Origin of the sequence: Crenothrix sp. (assembly GCF_043729335.1) — a bacterium.
Lineage (GTDB): Bacteria > Pseudomonadota > Gammaproteobacteria > Methylococcales > Methylomonadaceae > Crenothrix.
The window spans coordinates 48,676-71,267 of record NZ_JAYTLQ010000026.1 but is presented as its reverse complement, the minus strand read 5'-3'; the positions used below and the strand labels follow the sequence as shown (position 1 = coordinate 71,267).

Sequence of the window (22,592 nt, the reverse complement as noted above, 5' to 3'; positions counted from 1 at the left end):
GGGAAACAGTATGTGGTATTTTGCGTGGATTTTAGGGGTCGGCTTGGCGTGTGCTTTGGCTATCATTAATGCGTTGTGGTTAGAGATTAACGAAGAACCCGATAGTTGAAAATTTAAGCCCTTCGCTAAGAGGGCATCAAGAGGAATCTTTATGGACAGTAAGATAGTCATCATCCAAAAAATAGGCGACGGCCTGGTTTATCTTTTCCATTATCTTGCGCTGTTTGGCATTGGGGCAATGATTGCGTGGTCAGGGATACATGATTATCTGCACATGGTGCAATCCGGCCATGCCAGCCTGGAAGACATCTTGCTGCTGTTCATTTATCTGGAATTGGGCGCGATGGTCGGCATTTACTTCAGAACGCATCGTTTGCCGGTGCAATACCTGATTTATATTGCCATTACCGCGCTATCACGGCATCTGGTGATTGATGTGCAAGAAGTATCAGACAGCTTTCATTTGTATTTACTGCTCAGCACTACCGGCGCGATTGCCATTTTAAGCCTGTCGATCCTGATTTTATCGTACACGACGAAAAAATTTGGCTCGCCTGAAGAGGGCAATTCCAGCCATGATGCTAAACAAGAATCTTGATATATTGCTCAGCTCGGTGTCTTGTCGAGGATAGCAAGCGCTATTATTAGCACTAGCGTTGCCAGGCAGATTAATCATATAACCGACATGATTGAAAAAACGTATGGCCATGGTAAAGCAGTAAAAAGCAATGAAGAAATCCAGTAGCCGACATTCCGTACCCTTAACTAATTGATATTAAAATAATTTAATTTGATTTATTTTAGCAAATCACTAATTCCCCTAAATTGATATTTCTTAACCTATTGAAAAACAAATATTTCTAGGAATAAATCGTAAGTTATTGATTATTTATTTTTTCTCGATATCCTATATAATAATATGATTATTATATATTTTTATCGATAAATATGCGCTAATAGGGGTGCGGAATGTCGTCCTAACCAAGCTAACTACAAAATATACCGACTCAAATCCTCATCCTCAACCAACGTCGTCAGATGCAAATTAACATACGCCGCATCCACCACCACAGTTTTATCTACCAAATCCGGTGCGTTATAAGAGATTTCTTCCAGCAACTTTTCCAGCATGGTGTGCAAGCGTCTGGCACCAATATTTTCGGTGGTTTCATTCACTTGCCAGCCCATTTGTGCAATACGTTTAATACCGTCTTCGGTAAAGCTCAGCTCCAAACCTTCAGTGGCCAGCAGGGCACGGTACTGTTCCGTTAAAGACGCATTAGGCTCAGTCAAAATACGTACGAAATCATCTGCCGACAACGCACTGAGTTCAACACGGATTGGGAAACGGCCTTGTAACTCAGGAATTAAATCTGAAGGCTTGGCGACATGGAAAGCACCTGACGCAATAAACAATATATGGTCGGTTTTAATGGCGCCGTATTTAGTGCTGACCGTACTGCCTTCCACTAAAGGCAACAAATCACGTTGTACGCCTTCACGCGATACTTCACCGCCCCCGCCGCCATGCTCGGAACGCTTACAGATTTTGTCGATTTCATCCAAAAACACGATACCATTTTGTTCTACCGCTTCTACCGCGCGTATCTTGATTTCTTCATCGTTAAGCAACTTGCCGGCCTCTTCTTCCTGTAACACTTTCAACGCTTTGCTGACTTTCATCTTGCGCGAACGGGTTTTGCCTGAACCCATATTCTGGAACATGCCTTGCAACTGGCTGGTCATTTCTTCCATGCCAGGAGGTGCCATGATTTCCACACCTACCGGTGATACATGCACTTCCACGTCGATGTCCTTGTCGTTCAGATCGCCTTCACGCAGTTTTTTACGCATTTTTTGGCGGGTGCCGGCTTCGGTGTCCGATAACATGCCGCCATCGGCACGCGGCAATAAAATATCCAAAACACGATCTTCGGCGGCATCAAAAGCACGAGATTGCACTTTTTCCATCTCGGCAATGCGTGTCATCTTAACGGCGCTATCGACTAAATCGCGAATAATGGATTCGACGTCACGGCCTACATAACCCACTTCGGTAAATTTAGTGGCTTCTATTTTAATAAACGGTGCATTGGCTAAACGTGCTAAGCGACGGGCAATTTCAGTTTTGCCGACACCGGTTGGCCCGATCATTAAAATGTTTTTGGGGGTAATTTCATCACGCAAAGCAGGATCAACCTGCTGTCTACGCCAACGATTTCGAAGTGCAATGGCAACCGAGCGTTTGGCGCTGTCTTGGCCAACGATGTGCTTATCCAGTTCGCTTACTATTTCTTTGGGGGTCATGTGTGTCATGCGGCTACTCGTTAGGTTCGGCGTCTAGTTCTTCTATGCGCAGATTGTGGTTGGTGTAAATACAAATATCAGCGGCGATGTTCAAGGCACGCTCAACAATCTCGCGTGCGCTAAGATCAGTATTTTCCAACAACGCACGGGCAGCAGCCTGGGCAAATGCCCCGCCAGAGCCTATCGCCATTAAGTTGTTTTCAGGTTCGATGACATCACCGGTACCTGAAATTATCAGCGAAGTTCTGGAATCGGCAATGGTTAACAAGGCTTCCAGTTTGCGTAATGCGCGGTCGGTACGCCAGTCTTTGGCCATTTCTACGGCAGCACGCGTTAAATTGCCGCGATGCTTTTCTAGCTTGCCCTCAAAATGTTCAAACAGGGTGAAGGCATCGGCGGTCGCGCCTGCAAAGCCTGCGATGACTTTATCATTGTACAAGCGCCGTACTTTACGGGCGTTGCCTTTCATGACGGTATTGCCTAAAGTGACCTGACCGTCGCCGCCAATCACTACTTTATCGCCTCTGCGCACAGAGAGTATGGTTGTTCCTCTAAACACTTTATTGTTATCCTGAAGTTGCTAAATACCTGCATTAATTCTACAGGGTCTTAGGTGGATTGTGGAAAAAAATGACCTGCGGCTGTGCCGTGCTATTAATATGGGTGCTATCTTTTAGAACTCAAGTAAAAGATGCATGTTCTCTTCTTTTTAACTCATGCTGATTATATTGATAGCGACCGCTTCGGCAACTTTAATGCCATCTACCGCCGCAGACAAAATCCCCCCCGCATAACCCGCCCCTTCGCCCGCCGGATACAGGCCTTTGGTATTTAGGCTTTGGCAATCATCGTTACGCTTGATGCGTATCGGTGAGGAAGTACGGGTTTCTACACCGGTTAACAAGGCATCGTGCATGGCGAAACCTTTTATTTTCTTGTCGAATACCGGCAGTGCCTCACGGATAGCATCAATAGCATAACCGGGTAAGGCAGAACTTAAATCGCCCAACTGTACGCCCGGCGTGTATGACGGCAGCACTTGCCCCCATTCGGTAGAAGGCCGTTGCGCCAGAAAGTCACCGACCAATTGACCAGGTGCTGCATACGTACCACCACCTAAGGTAAAGGCATGGGCTTCTAAACGACGCTGTAAATCAATACCTGCAAGCGGATTACCAGGATAATCTTCTGGTGTAATGCCCACGACGATACCACTGTTGGCATTGCGTTCGTTACGCGAATATTGGCTCATACCGTTGGTGACCACATGGCCTGCTTCTGATGTCGCCGCAACCACTGTGCCGCCTGGGCACATGCAAAAGCTGTACACCGAGCGGCCATTAGTACAGTGGTGCGCCAGTTTGTAGTCGGCAGCGCCAAGTATTTCATTGCCCGCGTTATCACCAAACTGGCAGTTATCTATAATGGATTGCGGGTGTTCGATACGAAAACCGATTGAAAATGGCTTGGCTTCCACATAAACCCCGCGCTCATAAAGCATTTTAAAGGTATCACGGGCGCTGTGGCCGACGGCTAATACAACATGGCTGCTGTGGAGGATTTCGCCACTGGAAAGCTGCACGCCTTGCACTTGGCCGTTATCAATTAACAGGTCATCAACGCGGCTGGAGAAGCGGATTTCACCCCCCAAGGCTTCGATGCTGGTACGCATGTCTTCTACCATTGATACCAGTTTAAACGTACCGATATGCGGTTTGCTGACGTATAAAATTTCTGGCGGCGCACCGGCTTTAACGAATTCTTCCAGCACTTTGCGGCCATAATGCTTAGGATCTTTGATTTGCGTATACAACTTGCCGTCGGAAAAAGTGCCAGCACCACCTTCACCAAATTGCACGTTGGATTCTGGGTTAAAAATGCCTTTGCGCCATAATCCAAAAGTATCTTTGGTGCGTTCGCGCACTGCTTTTCCACGTTCTAAAATAATGGGATTAAAACCCATTTGTGCCAATATTAATCCGGCAAATAAACCGCATGGGCCAGTGCCTATTACGATCGGCCTTGTTTTTAGATTAGCGGGTGCGCGGCTTACTTCATGATAGGAGGTATCCGGTGTTGTTGATACTTGCAGGTCAGCTGCCAAGTTTTTTAGGATGTCGTCTTCGTTGCTGGCGAGCAAATCTATCGTGTAAATCAGTTTGATGTCGTGTTTTTTGCGGGCATCAAACGCGCGGCGGAACACGGTGTAAGACAGCAGCTTGTCGTCGGCAATATTAAGTTTGCTGAGGATGGCTGATTTAAGTTCAGCATCGGTATGGTTGAGCGGCAGTCTAAGTTCGGTGATTCTAAGCATGTATTATTAATCCGGTAACGCGCTACGCTTTCGTATGGCCGTGTATTGTACTGTAAAAGTAATCACTTAGACCTTAGAAATTGGCACGCACATAAGACAGCTTTATATGAAAATCTGCTGCTTGATGTTAATGACGTTGCTGTTATGATTTTTTGTCTTTGGGCTTTCTGTGCACAGCATAAAGTGATTTTTGCCCACCTAAGCTTATTTGACTTTTGGCCAGTAAAAGTTATATCAAGGGTATATCCGCAAGGAAAACCTCATGGCCAAAACAACCCATTATTTAAACCAGCCCTGTAAAAATCCGGTTAATGCTATTGTTGAAGGCATTGATCGAGATGTTGAGCGCGGTGAGGATATTTTGATGCTGGGACTTTGTATTGTCATGCTGTCCTCAACTTTTGCGCCGGTTGCACCCCCTCATATTATCCTACCGCTGGTTGCGCTGACTTTTGCGATTACCTCAAGCTTGGCACGCAGAAATTATCATAATATGGAGCGTAAGCTGCGTGAGTCTTTAGCGCAGATTGAGTATAGCGATAAAGCCAGGCTTTACCCTATTACCGCCGTATTCGTAGAACACCCCATGCCCCCCTTGAGTGAATCTTACAATATTTTAAAAAACCGGAAACGCACGTTTAAAAGCATACTCGGTGGCCTGTTGATTAATCCGTTGTGGATGCCGATATTTTATGTGATGGGCATACAGATTATTGAAGAAAAAAATCTGGGCGTTTTGAATAGAGCAGTGATTACCGTAGAACAAAAACTGGCTAAAACAGCAGTTTCAGACATTTACAGATAACCCGTACTCTTTACCCATATAAAATTTATGTGAGGTCTTAACCTTGAACCTTGAACCTTGAACCTTGAACCTTGAACCTTGAACCTTGAACCTTGAAAAACATCTTATACCGAATTCAACATTATCACTTGTGATTTTTTCAAAGTTTTAACCAGTAAAATATAGGTATCACGACCAAATTCAGGTCGACCCGCGCCTAACAAATCGTACGCCTCCGTCTTGTTTTCTGCCGTGCCTAAATAACACCAATGATCAATCACATGCAAAGCATTGCCTTCCCGAATGCCAACGGCACCTGAATATGGCCAAGAGGCCAGCTTAAGTTTGTGCATTGCAATCAGTAGCCGTGCCGCATGATCCAGCGGCTTTTCGATTCCCACACACGCGCCTTTACATTTTTTAAGCTGATAAGCAAAACAGGGCTTGCCTTTGGCAACCTTTTCAAGACCCAACACCCCCGAACATAATTGATACTCGTTAGCAATACCGCGCATCGCGGCTTGAGCGTCGCGCTGGCTATGATATAAACCGTAAAGATTGTCCTGCGTGCCGCTATTAAGATCATTTGCCCAGCTGAGCACCGGCCGCAGCTGGTCACTTTGTTGTAATTGCCAAGCACACAGTTCATTTTTACGACGTAAGCGTTGATTATAAATAGGTAATAATTGCTTAATCAATTTGGCTTCCATCAACAAAGCACCTAACTCGCCAGCTGTTTCAACCCATTCAATGCGGCGTAACTGCTGGGACAGACTCATTTCTTTGTTATGCCGATGATCGGCTGAAAAATGCGACAGCACACGTTGTTTAATATTCACGCTTTTACCTATATACAAAGGCAGCTCGTTAACGCCATAAAACAGATAAACACCTGGACTTTCCGGAAGGTCATAAATCAGCAACGGATCAATATGCGACGGTAGGCTGGAACGATTAACCAACTGTTGAACGGTGGTATTAATAAGCGCTTGTGAAAAATAGTCAGGCAACTTGTTCCAAAACTGGTAAATAAGCCGGGCGTCTGTCAATGCACGGTGACGACTTTCTACCTGTAATTCATGCCTTTCAATCAAACTATCGAGATTATGATGGGCGTGTTGCGGAAACAAGGTTCTGGATAATTTTACCGTGCACAACACGCTAGGCCGAAAAATCATGCCTACACGCTTAAATTCATTTTTCAGAAAACTATAATCAAAGCGGGCATTATGAGCAATAAACAAACGCCCTTGTAATAACGTCTCTACTTGTTGTGCAACGGCTTCAAATCGCGGCGCATCCGCTACCATATCGTTACTAATGCCGGTCAGTTGCTCAATAAACCCAGGAATACGGGTTTGCGGATAAATCAATTGGCTCCATTCCCGAACACCCTGCTCATCAACCAACACGATTCCAATTTCCGTAATACGATCTTTAGTAGCCGATGCGCCGGTGGTTTCTAAATCTACAAACGCCAATGCTGGCATTAAAGCTGTCAATGACACGTCTCCTGAACAATTATTTATTTCTGCGCTTTGCGCGTTCAACCATGCTGCCCTGCATTATTCTTTTTACCACCGCCTATAGATTTTGCAAGTTAATCCAGGCATCTAATGCTTTAAATTTATAAATCGTTAGCTTAAAAATAACTGCGCCCGGAAACTAACACTCTCTTTTAAGAGTCCCTGCATATTGATAAACTCGCAAAACGATCCAAAAACCACCATTAAGTTAATAGCTGATTCTTTTAGCTTTTGGCCGAGTTGCTAGCACAATAATCACAAATTACTGAATTTTTACTGGGTTTTAAGACTCAAAATTAATAATATAATTTTTTTAAAGTTCATGGACTTAGCATCAAGCCGTGTTTCGCGTGTTTAGAGAAGCTCTAAAAACAACTGCATACCGACTAAATTAATCATGACTAACGCTTCAAATCCACGGTGTTCTAGTGGTATATTGACCGGCAATAATAAAAACACGCTGTCGAAGACACGATTCTAACCAGGAGAGTTCTATAATGATTAATGAAGGCGTCGATAAGTCTAAGCGCCAGTTTTTAACCTCGGCATTGACCGTGGTGGGCGCGGTTGGCACAGGTTATTTGGCCATTCCTTTTTTGGCTCAAATGCAACCTAGCGTTAAGACCATGGCAGCAGGTGCACCTGTTGAGGTTGATCTTAGCAAAATGGAGTCTGGTCAACTGCTTAGAGTCGCGTGGCGTGGCAAACCAGTATGGATTCTTAATAGAACAACTAAAGCGCTTGAAGACTTGAAAAGCTTAGAGGATCAATTAAGTGACCCTCTTTCGCAAGCCTCTTTGCAGCCGGTTTCCAGCAAAAACCGTTTCCGCTCCATAAAGCCGGAACTGTTTGTTGCGCTAGGTTTATGCACACATTTAGGCTGCTCACCCACCTTTAGGCCTGAAATAGCCCCGGCTGATTTGGGACCCAAATGGAAAGGCGGTTTTTTCTGCCCGTGTCACGGATCCAGGTTTGATTTGGCCGGACGAGTCTACAGTGGTGTACCTGCCCCCACCAATTTAGAAATCCCTCCCTATCGTTATATCTCTGACACACGGTTAATTATTGGCGAAGCTACAGAGGAGAAAGCAGCATGAAAATAAATCGCTTTGCCGGAGTCGGTAACTGGTTTCTGGATAGATTTCCACTGGCTCATCTATGGAACAGCCACATGGCGCAGTATTATGCGCCGAAAAACTTTAATTTTTGGTACTTTTTTGGCTCGTTAGCGTTACTGGTTTTAGTGAATCAGTTCCTTACCGGTATCATGCTGACCATTAACTACAAGCCAGATGCAGCGCTCGCTTTTGATTCCGTTGAATACATCATGCGCGATGTTAACTGGGGCTGGCTGATCCGCTACATGCATTCAACGGGAGCGTCGGCATTTTTTATTGTCGTCTATCTGCACATGTTCAGAGGCTTGCTTTATGGCTCGTTTAAGCATCCGCGAGAGCTGATCTGGATTTTCGGTATGCTGTTGTTTGTCGCCCTAATGGCAGAATCATTCATGGGCTATTTACTGCCCTGGGGACAGATGTCTTACTGGGGCGCACAGGTTATTATTTCGCTGTTTAGTGCCATCCCTATTATTGGTGACGATTTATCACTGTGGATCAGAGGCGATTATGTTATCTCTGATGCCACGCTAAACCGCTTCTTCGCTTTTCATGTGATTGCGGTACCGCTGGCTTTAGTATTACTGGTGTTTTTGCACATTGTTGCCTTGCATGAAGTGGGCTCTAACAATCCTGATGGCATTGAAATTAAATACACTAAAGATGCTAACGGTATTCCCCTGGACGGCATTCCCTTTCATCCTTATTACACCGTAAAGGATTTGGTGGGTGTTGGCGTATTTTTAACGCTTTTTGCGACGATTATTTTTTACTGGCCGGAGATGGGAGGTTACTTTTTAGAACCTGCAAACTTTATTCCCGCTGATTCCATGAAAACTCCCGAGCATATTGCACCTGTCTGGTACTTTACCCCGTTTTATGCCATTTTAAGGGCTATTCCAGATAAGTTCGCTGGCGTTATTGGCATGTTTGGTTCTATTATCGTCCTGTTTTTATTGCCATGGCTGGATCGCAGTCCGGTTAGATCGATCCGATACCGTGGTGGCATTTACAAAAAAGCGTTGGCAATATTCGTTATTAGCTTTGTCGTGTTAGGTTATCTGGGTACCTTGCCCGCTACCCCTGGCGCTACCCTTGTTGCCCGACTATTTACCGCACTTTATTTCAGCTTTTTCCTGCTCATGCCTATTTATACGCGCTGGGAAAAAACCAAACCATTACCTACACGGTTAACCAAAAATAAATCCATTGAAGAACGACTGGCTTCAGTCGGCCATAGTTTTGATGAAATCACCGTACCCGCCCCTATTACTACAAAAAGTGGCAAAATTATTAATATGAGAAAACCTGATGCAAAAGGAATTCTTATTCTCATTATTCGCTTAACAAAAAGACTAAAAGAGAGCTTTGATTGATATGAAAAGATTAATAACTCTAATTTTATTAGCATCACTGTCTTTTTGTGGCTATGCATCAGGAGATATGGAGCTGCAAGAAGCTGATATTGATCCTAGCAACTCCGAATCCTTGCAGCGCGGCGCAAAACATTTTGTAACTTACTGTTTGGGTTGTCATTCGGTAAAGCATATGCGCTATCAACGCATGGCTCAAGATTTTGGCATCGATGACAAAAAAGTCTTAAAAGACATCGCCATCCAAGGTGCGACTATTTATGATCAATTGCATACGGCAATGAATAAGCATGATGCCGAGAAATGGTTTGGGGTGCAGCCACCTGACTTATCATTAATTGGCCGTTCGCGTGGCGCTGATTGGTTATACAGCTATCTCAAAGGCTTTTATAATGACAAAACCAAGCCGTTAGGCACTAACAACACGGTTTTTAAAGATGTCGGCATGCCCAATGTATTCTGGGAGTTGCAAGGCCTGCAAAAACCAGTTTTTCATCTGGTCGATGGTCAACAACAAATCGAAAAATTAGTGATAAGTGAACCGGGTAAATTATCTGAACCAGCATTTGATCTTATGGTCAATGATTTGGTTAATTTTCTGGTGTATGCGGGTGAACCCATACAATTAGAAAGACAGCGTCTTGGAAAATACGTGTTGTTTTTCTTCCTTATATTTTCAGTGATCGCTTACAAGCTGAAGAAAGAATATTGGAAAGATATAGACTAAGTGTGAATGTGAATTGAGAAAACAAGGATGTTTTCTCACAAACTAGCCTTTACCAATTCTGGATGCGTCCCGTAAAAAACTGACCTTTTATGCTATAATCGTCATTTTTACTGCCCTACATGTCCAAAGAGGTTGTTATTTGTGGCAAATATTATTACGCGTAAATCTGTGATGACACTTTTTTCTTCGCCAACCTGCGCGATGAGTCACGCGGCTCGCTTTGTTCTCCATGAAAAAGCGATTGTTTCAGACATAGAATATTATGACCCGAATGAGCCCCCAGCTGACTTACTAGAGCTAAATCCAACGGGGACATCCCCTACGCTGATTGAGCGGGATTTGGTACTGTACGATTCGCGTATTATTATGGAATATCTTGACGAGCGCTTTCCGCATCCGCCGTTACATCAAATGGATCCGGTTTCTCGCGCTACCGCCAGAATGCTCATAAAACGCATTGATCAGGACTGGTATCAATTGCTGGATGAGATTATATCTTCAGGCGAGAAAAAATCGGCCAAAGCTAAAAAAATGCTGAGAGAAAGTATTTTATCTTCCGCACCTATTTTTGCCGCCAAGCCTTTTTTCATGAGCGACGAGTTTTCATTGATAGACTGTGCTATTGCACCGTTATTGTGGCGTTTACCCAGCATTGGTATTGATGTCTCCACGCCTAATGATGTAATTACCAACTACGCTCAACGTATTTTCAGCAGACCGGCGTTTAAACGTAGTCTCAGCGAAGCTGAAAAAGAAATGGCCGTCTCGCCAAAGTGAGTCTGACATGACACCTTTAAAGCCTTATTTAGTACGTTCTATTTACGAGTGGATTATTGACAACGATTGCACACCGCATCTTCTGGTAGATGCAACCCACAAAAAAGCGGTTTTACCCATGCAGTTTGTTGAAGATGGCAAAATTGTATTGAATATAAAACCTGCTGCGGTAGATGCACTTTCACTAGGTAACGACGAAATTGAATTTAACGCCAGATTTAGCGGTAAATCCATGTATATTCTGGCTCCGATGAAAGCGGTGTTGGCTATCTATGCCAAGGAAAGCGGCAAAGGCATGGTCTTCGATGCGGAAAATGTCGATGAAAATGATTATGATGACATACCACCCGATGAAACACCGCCGCCAAGGCCGACGTTACGGGTGGTTAAGTAATCCGGTCTTCGTTATTAGCTAAAGGGTCAGCATTCATCCCCTCTTTTTCAAATGGGGGATGAAACAATTACGCTATAAGCCGTTTAACTAAGCTACGTTCTGCAAGCACTCGACAATCTTATCAGCAAATTGGCTACAACTGACTTCGGTTGCGTTATCCATCAACCGCGCAAAATCGTAAGTGACGTGTTTGCTGGCAATGGCCGCATCCATGGCATTAATTAACGCATCGGCTGCTTCTGTCCAGCCCATATAACGCAGCATCATTTCCCCTGACAAAATTAACGAGCCTGGATTAACCTTATCCAAATTTGCATATTTAGGCGCGGTGCCATGTGTGGCTTCAAAAATTGCCGTACCGGTTAAGTAGTTAATATTCCCCCCAGGTGCAATACCAATGCCGCCAACTTGCGCTGCTAGCGCATCTGATAAATAATCGCCGTTTAAATTTAACGTCGCAATCACATCAAAATCTTCAGGTCGCGTTAACACTTGCTGCAAGGTAATGTCCGCAATAGCATCTTTTATCAAAATTTTGCCGCTCGCCAAAGCATCGGATTGCTCTTTATTGGCTGATGCCTCACCGTGCTGAGCCTTGGTTTTTTCCCATTGAGCCCACGTATAAGTCTGCTCAGCATAGTCACGTTCAGCAAGTGCATAAGCCCACAGACGAAACGCACCTTCTGTAAACTTCATAATGTTACCCTTATGCACCAGGGTTACACTTTTACGTTTATTGACGATGGCATAGTCAATCGCCGCCTTAACCAAACGCTCTGTACCTTGTTTGGAAACCGGCTTGATGCCAATACCCGACGTGTCAGGAAACCGGATTTTGCTAAATTGACCAGGGAAATGTTCTTTTAATAACGCCAAGAAAAGTTTGGCATCATCACTGCCTGCTTCAAATTCAATACCTGCATAAATGTCTTCGGTATTTTCCCGAAAAATCACCATATCCACGCCGCCCGGATTTTTAACCGGAGAAGGCACGCCTTTAAACCAACGCACCGGACGTAAACACACGTACATATCCAATAACTGGCGCAACGCCACGTTTAAGGAACGTATGCCACCCCCAATAGGCGTTGTTAAGGGCCCTTTAATGGAAACAAGATACTCTCTACACAAGTCTACCGTTTCATCAGGTAGCCAGGTTCCGAATAAATTAAAGGCTTTTTCACCTGCAAATACTTCTAGCCAATGAATTTTTCGTTGCCCAGAATAAGCACAAGCCACCGCTGCATCTAAAACGCGTACCGTAGCACGCCAAATATCAGGCCCTGTGCCATCGCCTTCTATAAATGGAATAATTGGATTATTAGGTACACACAGTTTGCCATCTTGGAAAGTAATAACACTAGCGCCCGAGGCCGAGGTAAACGAAGGATTTGGCATAACAACTCCCGTAATAAAATAACAGCCCATAACATAACACTACCGGCTGCGGCGCACAATTAGCACTTGCTGGTTTAGCTGACAATTTTATGCAAATAGAGTGGTTTGATGTGTAAAACGCCGCCTTTTAAAGGCCGTTAAAAAGAGCACGTCAAACTGTTGAGCTAAATTAATCCCCACTCTACTAACCTGTTCCCGCCAAAATTTGTCCTTAGACAGCCACTAGCTTTAGAAAGATAACAAAAAATTTAGTGTGCTTTTGGCATTTCGTGCTAAATTCAAAGACATTAACAACAATAACCTTATAAAAGGCATGACCCAGCCCAACCTCCCACCCGCTATTTTCCTCATGGGTCCGACTGCTTCAGGGAAAACTGCCCTTTCGGTACAATTGGCCAAACATCTGAATGGTGAAATTATCAGCGTGGACTCCGCCCTCGTGTTCAAAGGCATGGATATAGGGACAGCCAAGCCAACATTAACGGAAAGACAAGGCATACCCCACCATTTAATTGACATACTCGATCCGGCTGAAGCTTATTCAACTGGGCAATTTAAAAACCAGGCTTTGGCATTAATGCAAGATATCCACCAACGCGGTAAAACACCTATTTTAGCGGGTGGCACCATGCTGTATTTTAATGCCCTCAATAACGGACTGGATATATTACCCGAAGCTAATCTATTAATTCGTGCCCGATTGGATGACGAACTAGCAAACTTGGGCAAAGAGGCTTTACATCAACGACTAGCCAAAGTTGACCCCGAGTCTGCGGCAAGAATTCATCCTAATGATCCGCAGCGTGTACAACGTGCTCTGGAAGTGTATGAAATCAGTGGTGAGCCTTTAACGTCTTTTTTTAAAACCCACCAGGAAACCCTTCCTTACCATATTATAAAGCTCATTATCGCGCCATCAGATAGAGCAATATTGCACAATACTATCGCTAAGCGTTTTAAGACCATGTTACAACAAGGTTTAATAAATGAAGTGGATGCTTTATATCAGCGCGGCGATTTAAGCGAAAAAATGCCAGCGATCCGCGCCGTGGGTTACCGACAAGTCTGGTCTTATCTGCAAGGCGATGACGATTATGCGACTATGGTTGAGAAAGGTATTATTGCCACTCGGCAACTGGCTAAGCGGCAATTTACTTGGTTACGCAAAGAAATCGATGCGCACCATTTTGAAACGGGTCAAACGGATTTGCTTGAAAAAGTATTAATGCAAATTAAAAACGAAATTAATTAAAACATTCGGCATTGTTCAGGTAAGACTTAAAGCATCTTCATTAGTAGTTAACAAACGATAACGCGTGATTGTTTTTTGATGCGCCCTCGCCAAAAATAAAGAAATCAAAATTATAGATGATAAAAACAAACTTTCAGCATCCTGATTAAAGCTAATTCCTTTAGGTCTGTCATAAAAAGCAAATCCCGCAAATGTCCTAGCGTCGCTATTTGGCATTGATACCTTGGTTTCCATCCCTATGATATTGCTAAAAGATATCACAGGGAGCTCCTTCCAGGCAAATAGGTCACTATTACGCGGGATCCACATATTATTAACATCGCCAAATAACCTAAACTCCAGTCGAGTGTCCTCACTATTGGCAATCGCACTGGACAAACCGGCATTCGCCACATCAAGATGGACATTGGGATTGAGACTGCTCCCGGAAAAGTTTGCCACTACGTCTGCATGACTACGTGGCGTATGTAATCCCATGCAAAGTATTAAACCAATGGCGGCATATTTGAGTGTTAAAACAACATTGTTTGAAACAGGTTTTTTAAAAGGCATTGAATACATAATTTTTCCATTTAAGCGGGGCGCTGTCTACGCTAAATTATTTGTGACAACGCTAGCAGATACAAAACGAATAGTTTTCCAAAATAAATAAGACGAGCTCATCATTAATTTTGAAATGCAATAGCTGTGCCAGGTTTTAAAAGGAATAGGCCGAGTTGATTTTATTGTTTACAGATCATCTTCCAAGTAATTGTTTTTAATTTATTAGCCATCATAATAAATCGCATGGTGTAGTACATAAAAACGGCATTTTCTTGTGGTTCTAGCTTTAAAATCTCAGATTAATAATGCCCTTTATTGTCAGTACAGGACCTTTTATGGCTTCTTTTTTTGTAAGAAGAGTTTTGAATGTAAATTTTAAAATAACGGATAGTTATAATCAGGTTTACCATATAGCTCAGCATTATTGATGGGTTAGAGGTTAAATGGCATGCATTGGCTTTACAAAACGCTTATATTTCCATGGCAATAGCCTAAAAAATTTTGCCCACGTTAAGCAAAAAGCCATTTTTCCTAACTTTCGTGGATAATAGCAGCATCCAAAAATACAAGGCAACAACTGCATGAAACAAGAAAAATCCCTGGCCATGACGGTATTGATGACCCCCGACATGGCCAATTTTTCCGGGCACGTCCACGGTGGTTCGTTATTAAAATTGCTCGATCAAGTGGCCTACGCTTGTGCCGCTAAATTTTGCAAAAATTATGTGGTGACTGCCTCGCTGGATCAGGTATTTTTTCGCCAGCAAGTCAACGTCGGCGAGCTCGTAACCTTCCATGCCAATGTCAATTACGTCGGGCGCTCATCGATGGAAATTGGTGTCAACGTAGTGGCGGAAAATTTGCGCACCCACCAAAAACGCCCGACCACCTCGTGTTATTTTACGATGGTTGCTTTAGATGACAACGGTTGCAGTATAGAAGTACCACGACTAGAATTAAATACTGATGCCGAAAAAAGACAGTTTGCCGCCGCAGCACTACGCAAACAACTACGCCAGGAAAGCCTGGAAAAAGAACGTATCTTAAACATTGATTTACCCGAAGAGGAGTATTAAGTGGGTTTGCAGGAAAATTACGAACAACAGCCATTAAAAGATTTCGCCGAAAAAGCCTATCTGAATTACTCCATGTATGTGATTTTAGATCGGGCGCTGCCGCATATTGCCGATGGCTTAAAGCCAGTACAGCGGCGCATCGTCTATGCCATGTCTGAGCTTGGTTTAAGCTCGCTGGCTAAGTTCAAAAAGTCCGCACGTACGGTAGGCGATGTGCTGGGTAAATACCACCCGCACGGGGATTCCGCGTGTTACGAAGCGATGGTATTGATGGCACAAAGTTTCTCCTACCGCTATCCGCTGATTGACGGCCAAGGCAACTGGGGTTCGCCGGATGACCCTAAATCTTTCGCCGCCATGCGTTACACCGAATCGCGGCTGACCGGCTACGCCAACACCTTGCTGAGTGAATTGGCGCAAGGCACCGTTAACTGGGAAGACAACTTTGACGGCTCGCTGAAAGAACCTGAACTGTTGCCCGCACGCTTGCCCAATATCTTGCTTAATGGCACGATGGGCATCGCCGTCGGCATGGCCACCGACATACCGCCGCATAACCTGCGTGAAATCACCACTGCCTGTTTGCAGTTGCTGGACGATCCTACGACCACGGACGACGTATTATTTGGCTTAGTCAAAGGCCCGGATTACCCCACTAAAGCCGAGATCATCAGCTCTAATGATGACATCCAGAGAATATATTTGACCGGCGGCGGTTCAATCAAAATGCGTGCGTTGTATGAGCAGGAAGACGGCGTAATCGTCATCACCGCCCTGCCCCACCAAGTGTCTGGCGCAAAGTTAATGGAACAGATCGCCGCGCAAATGCTGGCCAAAAAACTGCCGATGATTGAAGATTTACGTGACGAATCCGACCACGAAAACCCGACCCGCTTGCTGATTATCCCCAAATCCAAACGCATTGATGTCGAGGCGGTAATGTCGCATCTGTTCGCCACCACCGATCTTGAAAAAAGCTATCGCGTTAACATGAACATGATTGGTCTGGATGGTCGTCCTAAGGTTAAAAACCTACGTGACATCCTGGTGGAATGGCTGAGTTTCCGTACTGAAACCGTGCGTAAGCGCTTGCAATATCGCCTGGACAAAGTGATTGCCAGACTGCATATTTTGGACGGTTTGCTGATCGCTTATCTTAATATCGATGAAGTCATCGCCATAATCCGCAGCGAAGACAAGCCCAAGCCGGTGCTGATGGCACGCTTTGGGTTGACCAATATCCAGGCTGAATCAGTGCTGGATTTAAAACTGCGACATCTGGCTAAGCTAGAGGAAATGCAGATACGCGGCGAACAGAACGAATTGAATAAAGAACGCGCCGCACTGGAAAAAATCCTGGGCTCACCACGCTTGTTAAGCCAGCTCATCCGTAAAGAACTAAAGCAAGATGCCGACAAATACGGCGATGATCGCCAATCACCGATTGTAGCCCGCATAGCCTCGCAGCCCTTGGAAACTGTCGCCTTAATCGCCAATGAACCGCTTACCGTGGTATTGTCGCAAAAAGGCTGGATACGTGCCGCCAAAGGCCATGATTTTGATGTTGAAAGCTTAGGCTACCGCTCAGGCGATAGCCTTTTAGATGTGGTGAAATGCCGTTCTACGCAACCAGTCTATATCCTGGATTCTACCGGACGCGCTTACAGCACACCCGCACATAATCTACCTTCTGCCAGAACACAGGGCGAACCGTTAACCGGACGGCTCAACCCGCCCGATGGCGCGGTATTTACCCATTTACTGTCGGGTAATCCGGATGATTGGTATATTCTGGCCAGTACGTTTGGCTATGGCTTTAGAGTGCAATTAAAAGAACTGCTGAGCAAAAACAAGGCGGGGAAGTTAATGATTAATCTGCCCGATGCTGCCAGTGTTATCAAACCGATAGCTTTACAAAACGAGAGCGATTTATTGGCTGTGGTCACTTTGCAAGGTCGGTTACTGATTTTCCCTAGCGCAGAATTACCAGCATTGGTAAAAGGCAAAGGCAATAAGTTGATTCAAATTCCACCAGCGGATTTGGATGGCAAAAGAGACTATGTACTTGCCGCCGTGGCCATGCCATCAGATGGCGCATTAAAAGTCCTGTCGGGTAAGCGCCATCTGTCATTGAAACATCTGGACATACTGCATTACACCAGTGGACGCGCCAAACGCGGTATGCCATTGCCGCGCGGTTTTCAGCGGGTGGATGGCTTGGAAGCAGAATAATAAATACAACTATAGGATGTGCAAAGCGCAGTGTGCCCATCTACGCAAGCTAAAAAACTAAAAACCCGTATGCACCCTATCCGGCAACCCAATGCTTACCTGAAGCCAACCTACCAAACGGCAGGCGTTTTTGTTGTGTTACAATCCGGTATAGCTTTAGACAGGAGCCCTGATGGGCGTTGGCGCACACGATGTGTTGGGCGCGTCGCCAGCATCGGTGAGCTGATGTGTCACCCCTGAATTCTTGCGCCGTAACAACTTACCCTTTACCACGCGTACGCGTACGCGTAGGTGTTTGGCCGGATGAATCTTGCTTGGCAGTCTCCAATGATTTAAGTCGGCACTCAATAAACTCAATCATCATACCGGCAATATCTTTGCCACAGACATCTTCAATGCCTCGTAATCCTGGCGATGAATTCACCTCCATTACCACAGAACCATGATTGGAACGGAGCATATCCACACCGCAGACATTAAGCCCCATAATTTTGGCAGCACGCACCGCAGTAGAACGTTCTTCAGGGCTTAAGCGCACCAACGTTGCCGAACCACCCCGATGCAAATTTGAGCGAAATTCGCCCGGCGCACCTTGACGCTTCATGGCGGCAACCACCTTATCGCCCACCACAAAACAGCGAATATCACTGCCATCCGCTTCTTTAATAAATTCCTGAATCATAATATTGGCATTCAGCCCCATAAACGCCTGGATGACACTTTCGGCAGCATTATGCGTTTCGGCTAAAACCACACCAATGCCCTGCGTGCCTTGCAATAACTTAATCACCAGCGGCGCGCCACCTACTTGTGCGATTAAATCGGCAATGTCATCCGGATTATGGGCAAACCCCGTTACCGGCAAACCGATACCTTTACGCGCCAGCAACTGGATCGAGCGCAGCTTGTCGCGTGAACGGGAAATCGCCACTGATTCATTCAGCGGATACACATTCATCATTTCAAACTGGCGTAATACCGCTGTGCCATAAAAAGTAACCGATGCGCCAATACGCGGAATAACGGCATCAAAACCCGTCAACGCTTCACCGCGATAATGTATGGAGGGGTTATATGAGGTGATATTCATATAACAGCGTAATACATCAAGCACCCGTACTTCATGGCCGCGTGCGGTAGCCGCTTCGACTAATCGGGTAGTAGAATACAATTTTGGATTCCGGGACAGTATGGCAATTTTCATAAAAAGTTTTGTTCCAGACTCATGTCGACAGATGTCGCCTTAATTATTTTTGTCGATGTTAATTACCTATTAACCCAATAATGGCTAAGGTAAATAAACACTCCAGCGCATTCCCTTTAGCACAGTGCTTTCACCGCCTTCCAATTTTCCGCCCAAAAGCCCAACTAACTCGGCCACCACCGATACGCCAATGCCATGGCCATGGATGTTTTGATCAGCACGCACACCCCGTTTTAAAATATCATTAAACTTACCCACCGGAATACCGGGACCATCATCTTCTATCTGCAACATTACCGAAAAATTGCGCCTAGCCTTGCGTTGATCTAGCAAGATACTCACCTTAACGGCTTTATGACACCATTTGCAGGCATTATCCATTAAATTGCCGACAATTTCGTAGATATCACCTTCCTCGCAATAAACCTGACATAGATCGGGAATAACAATATCAAACACAATGTTCTTGTCGATGTATACCTTAGATAAGGACAAGTGTATTTTATTGATGACATCCGACAAATCCACCGATTTACTGGTATGTTGCTCACCTTTGGCAGCAGCACGTTGTAACTGATATTCGACAATTTTATTCATGCGGGAAATTTGTTCTTGTACCGTATCTTTATTATCGCTGAAAGATTCAGTACAGCCTTGCAAGATGGCCAGCGGAGTTTTTAAGCTGTGCGCCAAATCGGCGAGCGTATTGCGGTAACGTTCCAGATGCGCCCGCTCATGGTTAATAAACACATTCAGGTTTCCGGCTAGGCCTTGCAACTCGACCGGATATTCGCCATCCAGATGGGTTTTTTTACCTTTTTCAATGGCTTCAAGATCGTGCGCGATAATGCGCAAGGGTTTTAAACTCCAGCGCAACAAGCTAAACTGAATGAATACCAACACGATGCCAATAATTAACAACCAAAATCTTAAGGTCGCCCTAAAGCGCTGCACCTGATCGGTCACAAACTGAGCATCCTCGGAGACAGTAAAGACATATTCACGTTCAATACCAGCAATATTTTTCCAGACCACATCATAATGCAAGGCATAACGCTTGTGCTTTTCAAGCAAAAAAGCCGATTTACCGGCTTTGAGTTTAGGGGGATCGATAACGTCTAAACCAATCGCCGAAGGTGAACGCCACACCAAATTTTTTTTCTTAGGTTGCTGAATAAACCCATACAAACCAGAACCTGGGCTGGCAAAACGCGGTTCCGGCAAAGTGGCGGGCATTTTTAATTGTCCGGAATTATTCAGATCAACAGAAGATAATAAGGCATAGACATGAATCTGCAAACGCTCCTGTAAGGCTTGCTCGGCACTTTCGCGAAAACTTTGCTCTAACACCAACGTTACCAGAGCAAAGAAAGCAATTAATACCAAGCCTTCAGAAACCACCAGCCGAAAGCTTAATGATTTAGCCTTCATAACTCAAATGGATGATGAACAAAAACGCTGCCAACAGCACAGGGGACATCAACTAATCTCATCAGGAATTCTATAGCCGCGACCGCGTAAGGTTTCAATTGGCTTGCGGCTGCCATCTGGATCGAGTTTTTTTCTTAACCGCCCAATAAACACTTCAATCACATTGCTGTCGCGGTCAAACTCTTCATCGTAAATATGCGCGGTCAGCACAGATTTGGAAATTAACTGACCTTTGTGAAACATTAAATACTCCAGCACCTTATACTCAAAAGCGGTCAGCTCGAGCTTTTCACCGGATACCAATACTTCTTGTGTTACGGTATCAAGGGTAATATTGTCATGGGTTAACACAGGATGCGACAATCCCATTGATCGCCGTAATAAAGCGTTTAGACGTGCCAGCAATTCTTCATAATGAAAAGGCTTGACTAAATAGTCATCAGCGCCCGCTTCTAAGCCTTCTACTTTTTCCTGCCAGCGGCTTCTGGCCGTTAGAATAAGTATAGGCGTTACTACATTGTCTTTACGCAAGCGTTTGATCAGCTCAATACCCGAAAAATCCGGCAAACCAATATCAATCACAGCAGCATCTATAGGATATTCCTTCCCCATAAAGTAACCTTCACTACCGTTATTGGCGACATCAACTGCAAAACCTTTGTCACTCAGATATTTATCAATTTGTTTAGCGAGGACCATCTCATCTTCAACAATAAGAATGCGCATATTAACTCCCTTGTTTATGCCAGCGGCTAGCTGATTAGAATACCTGTTTCCGCATCAATCTTATAAAATTTAATCCAGCCATCGGCATCTAACACCTTAATAATATGAACCTCTTTACCCTCAAGAATTTCGGTTGTTGCTCCCAAAACCTTATGATTGGCCATGCTTAAAATCTGTTGGGTCGCCTGATCCAGGCTGACACGCGTCAAAATATTCTCGCCTTCAGAAAAACAAAGGCTTGAAGCTAAAAAAAACAATATAACAACTTTAATCGCGCTCTTCATGATCATATCCAGTTAAGTATGCGCCTTCCATCCCCCGAGTAATACGCCTTGCATAAATCCAAACAAAGCGTTTAGCAAGATATATTACTGGGGTTTCAGGCATGAGTCATATTAACCAGATAGCCTGAATCCAGCCTGAATTATTAACGTAACGACACATCTTTTGCAAAGCTACTGACGCTATGGGCAAAAGACGCGCCCAACTTACCGGCCAATCTGTCAATCAAACGGCCTTGCTCGGTAAAATCAACCAGTTTTTTAGCCCCAATGCTTTTGGCGACAGAATCTTGCGTACCTACCGCATCCGCGATACCGTTTTTTATGCCCTCTTCACCGGTCCATACCAGCCCGGAAAAAGTATCGGGGGTTTCCTTTAACTTATTGCCTCGGCCATTTTTTACGGCGGCAATAAATTGCTGGTGCACTTGATCGATCAAACCTTGCATGAACTGTTTTTCATCGGGTTTAGAGGCCGAAAAAGGATCCAGCAAAGCTTTATGCGCACCTGCGATAATCAATCGGCGTTCCACACCCAGTTTTTGCATAACATCTACAAAACCGAAGCCATCCATAATGACACCAATAGAACCTATCAAGCTGGACGGATTAACAAAAATCTTATCGGTTGCAGAAGCAATAAAATAACAACCTGATGCACAGATATCACTGACTACAGTGTAAATCGGCATTCCCGGGTGTTCTTTCTTAATCACCTTAATCTCTTCATACACGTAAGAGGACTGAACCGGACTGCCACCGGGTGAGTTGGCATGTAAAATAATACCCTTGGTATGCTTGTCTTTTGCCGCTTCGCGCAGGCTTTGAATAATGCTATCGGCATTAGCAGCCTGGTCTTCGGCAATAACTCCCACGACATCAATAACTGCCGTGTGATCATTGCCCGCACCCACGTCATTTTTAATTTTTGGGTACATCAATACACCAAACATTATCAGCAAGTACGAAAATACTATCGCTTTAAAAAAAATGCCCCAGCGCCGTGTTCTTCTTTGTTCAGTGATGGCTGCAAAAGCCAGTTTTTCAACAATTTCACGCTCCCAACCCGGTTGTTGAGAACTGCCCGTCTTAACTTGATTATCTTGTTGATTATCCATTCGTTGTTAAA

Annotated in this window: 24 protein-coding genes; 12 read left to right on the top strand and 12 right to left on the bottom strand. The window is 44.6% G+C overall.

Going from position 1 to position 22,592, the window contains the following annotated elements; translation table 11 throughout:
* Positions 1-10 precede the first annotated feature (10 nt).
* Together cydX and ACHZC4_RS06085 are read left to right on the top strand one after the other, a co-directional pair.
* A complete protein-coding gene (gene cydX / locus ACHZC4_RS06090) occupies positions 11-109 on the top strand; it encodes a cytochrome bd-I oxidase subunit CydX (RefSeq protein ID WP_087143051.1) in 99 nt (32 codons plus the stop codon).
* A gap of 42 nt (positions 110-151) precedes the next feature.
* Positions 152-598: a phosphate-starvation-inducible protein PsiE gene (locus ACHZC4_RS06085; protein WP_394752935.1), complete on the top strand. Its 447-nt coding sequence runs from the start codon at positions 152-154 to the stop codon at positions 596-598.
* Here ACHZC4_RS06085 and ACHZC4_RS06080 read toward each other — a convergent pair.
* The 4 genes from ACHZC4_RS06080 to ACHZC4_RS06065 all read right to left on the bottom strand — a co-directional run bounded on the left by ACHZC4_RS06080 (position 524) and on the right by ACHZC4_RS06065 (position 4,621).
* On the bottom strand, positions 524-709 hold the full coding sequence (locus ACHZC4_RS06080) for a hypothetical protein (protein ID WP_394752934.1): 186 nt from the start codon (positions 707-709) through the stop codon (positions 524-526). The genes ACHZC4_RS06085 and ACHZC4_RS06080 overlap by 75 nt on opposite strands.
* Before the next feature lie 281 nt (positions 710-990).
* On the bottom strand, positions 991-2,316 hold the full coding sequence (hslU, locus tag ACHZC4_RS06075) for an ATP-dependent protease ATPase subunit HslU (RefSeq protein WP_394752933.1): 1,326 nt from the start codon (positions 2,314-2,316) through the stop codon (positions 991-993).
* A 4-nt stretch (positions 2,317-2,320) separates the two neighbouring features.
* Positions 2,321-2,866 carry an ATP-dependent protease subunit HslV gene (hslV, locus tag ACHZC4_RS06070; protein WP_394752932.1) on the bottom strand — a complete coding sequence of 182 codons (546 nt, stop codon included), beginning with the start codon at positions 2,864-2,866 and terminating at the stop codon, positions 2,321-2,323.
* 150 nt (positions 2,867-3,016) lie between these two features.
* Positions 3,017-4,621, bottom strand: a complete 1,605-nt coding sequence (locus ACHZC4_RS06065) for an NAD(P)/FAD-dependent oxidoreductase (protein WP_394752931.1) — start codon at positions 4,619-4,621, stop codon at positions 3,017-3,019.
* A gap of 262 nt (positions 4,622-4,883) precedes the next feature.
* Here ACHZC4_RS06065 and ACHZC4_RS06060 point away from each other — a divergent pair, with 262 nt between their 5' ends.
* Complete coding sequence (locus tag ACHZC4_RS06060) at positions 4,884-5,426, top strand: hypothetical protein (protein WP_394752930.1); 543 nt, start codon at positions 4,884-4,886, stop codon at positions 5,424-5,426.
* Positions 5,427-5,530: 104 nt separating this feature from the next.
* Here ACHZC4_RS06060 and ACHZC4_RS06055 read toward each other — a convergent pair whose 3' ends face one another.
* Entirely contained in the window at positions 5,531-6,907 is a 1,377-nt protein-coding gene (locus tag ACHZC4_RS06055) for an exonuclease domain-containing protein (protein WP_394752929.1), read from the bottom strand.
* Between the two features lie 521 nt (positions 6,908-7,428).
* Here ACHZC4_RS06055 and petA point away from each other — a divergent pair.
* The 5 genes from petA (at position 7,429) to ACHZC4_RS06030 (ending at position 11,320) form a co-directional block, all read left to right on the top strand.
* A complete protein-coding gene (gene petA / locus ACHZC4_RS06050; protein ID WP_394752928.1) occupies positions 7,429-8,028 on the top strand; it encodes a ubiquinol-cytochrome c reductase iron-sulfur subunit in 600 nt (199 codons plus the stop codon).
* The gene (locus tag ACHZC4_RS06045; RefSeq protein ID WP_394752927.1) at positions 8,025-9,425 is read left to right on the top strand and encodes a cytochrome bc complex cytochrome b subunit; all 1,401 of its coding nucleotides are present in this window, start codon (positions 8,025-8,027) and stop codon (positions 9,423-9,425) included. The genes petA and ACHZC4_RS06045 overlap by 4 nt, the downstream gene beginning before the upstream one ends.
* Position 9,426: 1 nt before the next feature.
* Positions 9,427-10,149, top strand: coding sequence for a cytochrome c1 (locus tag ACHZC4_RS06040; RefSeq protein ID WP_394752926.1), 723 nt, complete (start codon positions 9,427-9,429; stop codon positions 10,147-10,149).
* A 171-nt stretch (positions 10,150-10,320) separates the two neighbouring features.
* Positions 10,321-10,926 (top strand): glutathione S-transferase N-terminal domain-containing protein, encoded by a 606-nt coding sequence (locus tag ACHZC4_RS06035; protein ID WP_394753058.1) that lies wholly within the window; start codon positions 10,321-10,323, stop codon positions 10,924-10,926.
* A gap of 7 nt (positions 10,927-10,933) precedes the next feature.
* Complete coding sequence (locus ACHZC4_RS06030) at positions 10,934-11,320, top strand: ClpXP protease specificity-enhancing factor (protein WP_394752925.1); 387 nt, start codon at positions 10,934-10,936, stop codon at positions 11,318-11,320.
* 87 nt (positions 11,321-11,407) lie between these two features.
* On the opposite strand, the gene icd is transcribed toward ACHZC4_RS06030, so the two are convergent.
* Positions 11,408-12,718 (bottom strand): NADP-dependent isocitrate dehydrogenase, encoded by a 1,311-nt coding sequence (gene icd, locus ACHZC4_RS06025; RefSeq protein WP_394752924.1) that lies wholly within the window; start codon positions 12,716-12,718, stop codon positions 11,408-11,410.
* A 313-nt stretch (positions 12,719-13,031) separates the two neighbouring features.
* Between icd and miaA the strand changes: the two genes are divergently transcribed.
* Positions 13,032-13,970, top strand: a complete 939-nt coding sequence (miaA, locus tag ACHZC4_RS06020; protein ID WP_394752923.1) for a tRNA (adenosine(37)-N6)-dimethylallyltransferase MiaA — start codon at positions 13,032-13,034, stop codon at positions 13,968-13,970.
* 15 nt (positions 13,971-13,985) lie between these two features.
* Here miaA and ACHZC4_RS06015 read toward each other — a convergent pair whose 3' ends face one another.
* The gene (locus ACHZC4_RS06015; protein ID WP_394752922.1) at positions 13,986-14,531 is read right to left on the bottom strand and encodes a hypothetical protein; all 546 of its coding nucleotides are present in this window, start codon (positions 14,529-14,531) and stop codon (positions 13,986-13,988) included.
* A 563-nt stretch (positions 14,532-15,094) separates the two neighbouring features.
* Between ACHZC4_RS06015 and ACHZC4_RS06010 the strand changes: the two genes are divergently transcribed.
* The 3 genes from ACHZC4_RS06010 to ACHZC4_RS06000 are packed head-to-tail and all read left to right on the top strand — an operon-like array spanning position 15,095 to position 18,061.
* Positions 15,095-15,589 (top strand): acyl-CoA thioesterase, encoded by a 495-nt coding sequence (locus tag ACHZC4_RS06010; RefSeq protein ID WP_394752921.1) that lies wholly within the window; start codon positions 15,095-15,097, stop codon positions 15,587-15,589.
* On the top strand, positions 15,590-17,821 hold the full coding sequence (gene parC, locus ACHZC4_RS06005) for a DNA topoisomerase IV subunit A (RefSeq protein ID WP_394752920.1): 2,232 nt from the start codon (positions 15,590-15,592) through the stop codon (positions 17,819-17,821).
* Positions 17,822-17,839: 18 nt separating this feature from the next.
* On the top strand, positions 17,840-18,061 hold the full coding sequence (locus ACHZC4_RS06000) for a hypothetical protein (protein WP_394752919.1): 222 nt from the start codon (positions 17,840-17,842) through the stop codon (positions 18,059-18,061).
* Positions 18,062-18,080: 19 nt separating this feature from the next.
* Here the strand turns inward: ACHZC4_RS06000 and rimK are convergent, their stop codons facing one another.
* The 5 genes from rimK to sppA all read right to left on the bottom strand — a co-directional run bounded on the left by rimK (position 18,081) and on the right by sppA (position 22,581).
* Positions 18,081-19,025, bottom strand: coding sequence for a 30S ribosomal protein S6--L-glutamate ligase (gene rimK / locus ACHZC4_RS05995; protein WP_394752918.1), 945 nt, complete (start codon positions 19,023-19,025; stop codon positions 18,081-18,083).
* Between the two features lie 84 nt (positions 19,026-19,109).
* A complete protein-coding gene (locus tag ACHZC4_RS05990; RefSeq protein ID WP_394752917.1) occupies positions 19,110-20,456 on the bottom strand; it encodes an ATP-binding protein in 1,347 nt (448 codons plus the stop codon).
* A gap of 48 nt (positions 20,457-20,504) precedes the next feature.
* Positions 20,505-21,182, bottom strand: coding sequence for a response regulator transcription factor (locus ACHZC4_RS05985; RefSeq protein ID WP_394752916.1), 678 nt, complete (start codon positions 21,180-21,182; stop codon positions 20,505-20,507).
* 26 nt (positions 21,183-21,208) lie between these two features.
* Positions 21,209-21,466, bottom strand: a complete 258-nt coding sequence (locus ACHZC4_RS05980) for a PepSY domain-containing protein (protein WP_394752915.1) — start codon at positions 21,464-21,466, stop codon at positions 21,209-21,211.
* A 143-nt stretch (positions 21,467-21,609) separates the two neighbouring features.
* Positions 21,610-22,581 (bottom strand): signal peptide peptidase SppA, encoded by a 972-nt coding sequence (gene sppA / locus ACHZC4_RS05975; protein WP_394752914.1) that lies wholly within the window; start codon positions 22,579-22,581, stop codon positions 21,610-21,612.
* Positions 22,582-22,592: the final 11 nt, after the last annotated feature.

What these genes read in the sequence shown, in the direction of transcription:
- ACHZC4_RS06060 (WP_394752930.1), top strand. Translation starts at nt 4,884, where the DNA reads ATGGCCAAAACAACCCATTATTTAAACCAGCCCTGTAAAAATCCGGTT.
- petA (WP_394752928.1), top strand. Translation starts at nt 7,429, where the DNA reads ATGATTAATGAAGGCGTCGATAAGTCTAAGCGCCAGTTTTTAACCTCG.
- ACHZC4_RS06030 (WP_394752925.1), top strand. Translation starts at nt 10,934, where the DNA reads ATGACACCTTTAAAGCCTTATTTAGTACGTTCTATTTACGAGTGGATT.
- ACHZC4_RS06080 (WP_394752934.1), bottom strand. Translation starts at nt 709, where the DNA reads ATGGCCATACGTTTTTTCAATCATGTCGGTTATATGATTAATCTGCCT.
- ACHZC4_RS06065 (WP_394752931.1), bottom strand. Translation starts at nt 4,621, where the DNA reads ATGCTTAGAATCACCGAACTTAGACTGCCGCTCAACCATACCGATGCT.
- rimK (WP_394752918.1), bottom strand. Translation starts at nt 19,025, where the DNA reads ATGAAAATTGCCATACTGTCCCGGAATCCAAAATTGTATTCTACTACC.
- ACHZC4_RS06035 (WP_394753058.1), top strand. Translation starts at nt 10,321, where the DNA reads ATGACACTTTTTTCTTCGCCAACCTGCGCGATGAGTCACGCGGCTCGC.
- icd (WP_394752924.1), bottom strand. Translation starts at nt 12,718, where the DNA reads ATGCCAAATCCTTCGTTTACCTCGGCCTCGGGCGCTAGTGTTATTACT.
- ACHZC4_RS05985 (WP_394752916.1), bottom strand. Translation starts at nt 21,182, where the DNA reads ATGCGCATTCTTATTGTTGAAGATGAGATGGTCCTCGCTAAACAAATT.
- ACHZC4_RS06085 (WP_394752935.1), top strand. Translation starts at nt 152, where the DNA reads ATGGACAGTAAGATAGTCATCATCCAAAAAATAGGCGACGGCCTGGTT.
- ACHZC4_RS06040 (WP_394752926.1), top strand. Translation starts at nt 9,427, where the DNA reads ATGAAAAGATTAATAACTCTAATTTTATTAGCATCACTGTCTTTTTGT.
- ACHZC4_RS05990 (WP_394752917.1), bottom strand. Translation starts at nt 20,456, where the DNA reads ATGAAGGCTAAATCATTAAGCTTTCGGCTGGTGGTTTCTGAAGGCTTG.
- cydX (WP_087143051.1), top strand. Translation starts at nt 11, where the DNA reads ATGTGGTATTTTGCGTGGATTTTAGGGGTCGGCTTGGCGTGTGCTTTG.
- ACHZC4_RS06010 (WP_394752921.1), top strand. Translation starts at nt 15,095, where the DNA reads ATGAAACAAGAAAAATCCCTGGCCATGACGGTATTGATGACCCCCGAC.
- ACHZC4_RS06045 (WP_394752927.1), top strand. Translation starts at nt 8,025, where the DNA reads ATGAAAATAAATCGCTTTGCCGGAGTCGGTAACTGGTTTCTGGATAGA.
- ACHZC4_RS06015 (WP_394752922.1), bottom strand. Translation starts at nt 14,531, where the DNA reads ATGTATTCAATGCCTTTTAAAAAACCTGTTTCAAACAATGTTGTTTTA.
- hslU (WP_394752933.1), bottom strand. Translation starts at nt 2,316, where the DNA reads ATGACACACATGACCCCCAAAGAAATAGTAAGCGAACTGGATAAGCAC.
- miaA (WP_394752923.1), top strand. Translation starts at nt 13,032, where the DNA reads ATGACCCAGCCCAACCTCCCACCCGCTATTTTCCTCATGGGTCCGACT.
- ACHZC4_RS05980 (WP_394752915.1), bottom strand. Translation starts at nt 21,466, where the DNA reads ATGAAGAGCGCGATTAAAGTTGTTATATTGTTTTTTTTAGCTTCAAGC.
- sppA (WP_394752914.1), bottom strand. Translation starts at nt 22,581, where the DNA reads ATGGATAATCAACAAGATAATCAAGTTAAGACGGGCAGTTCTCAACAA.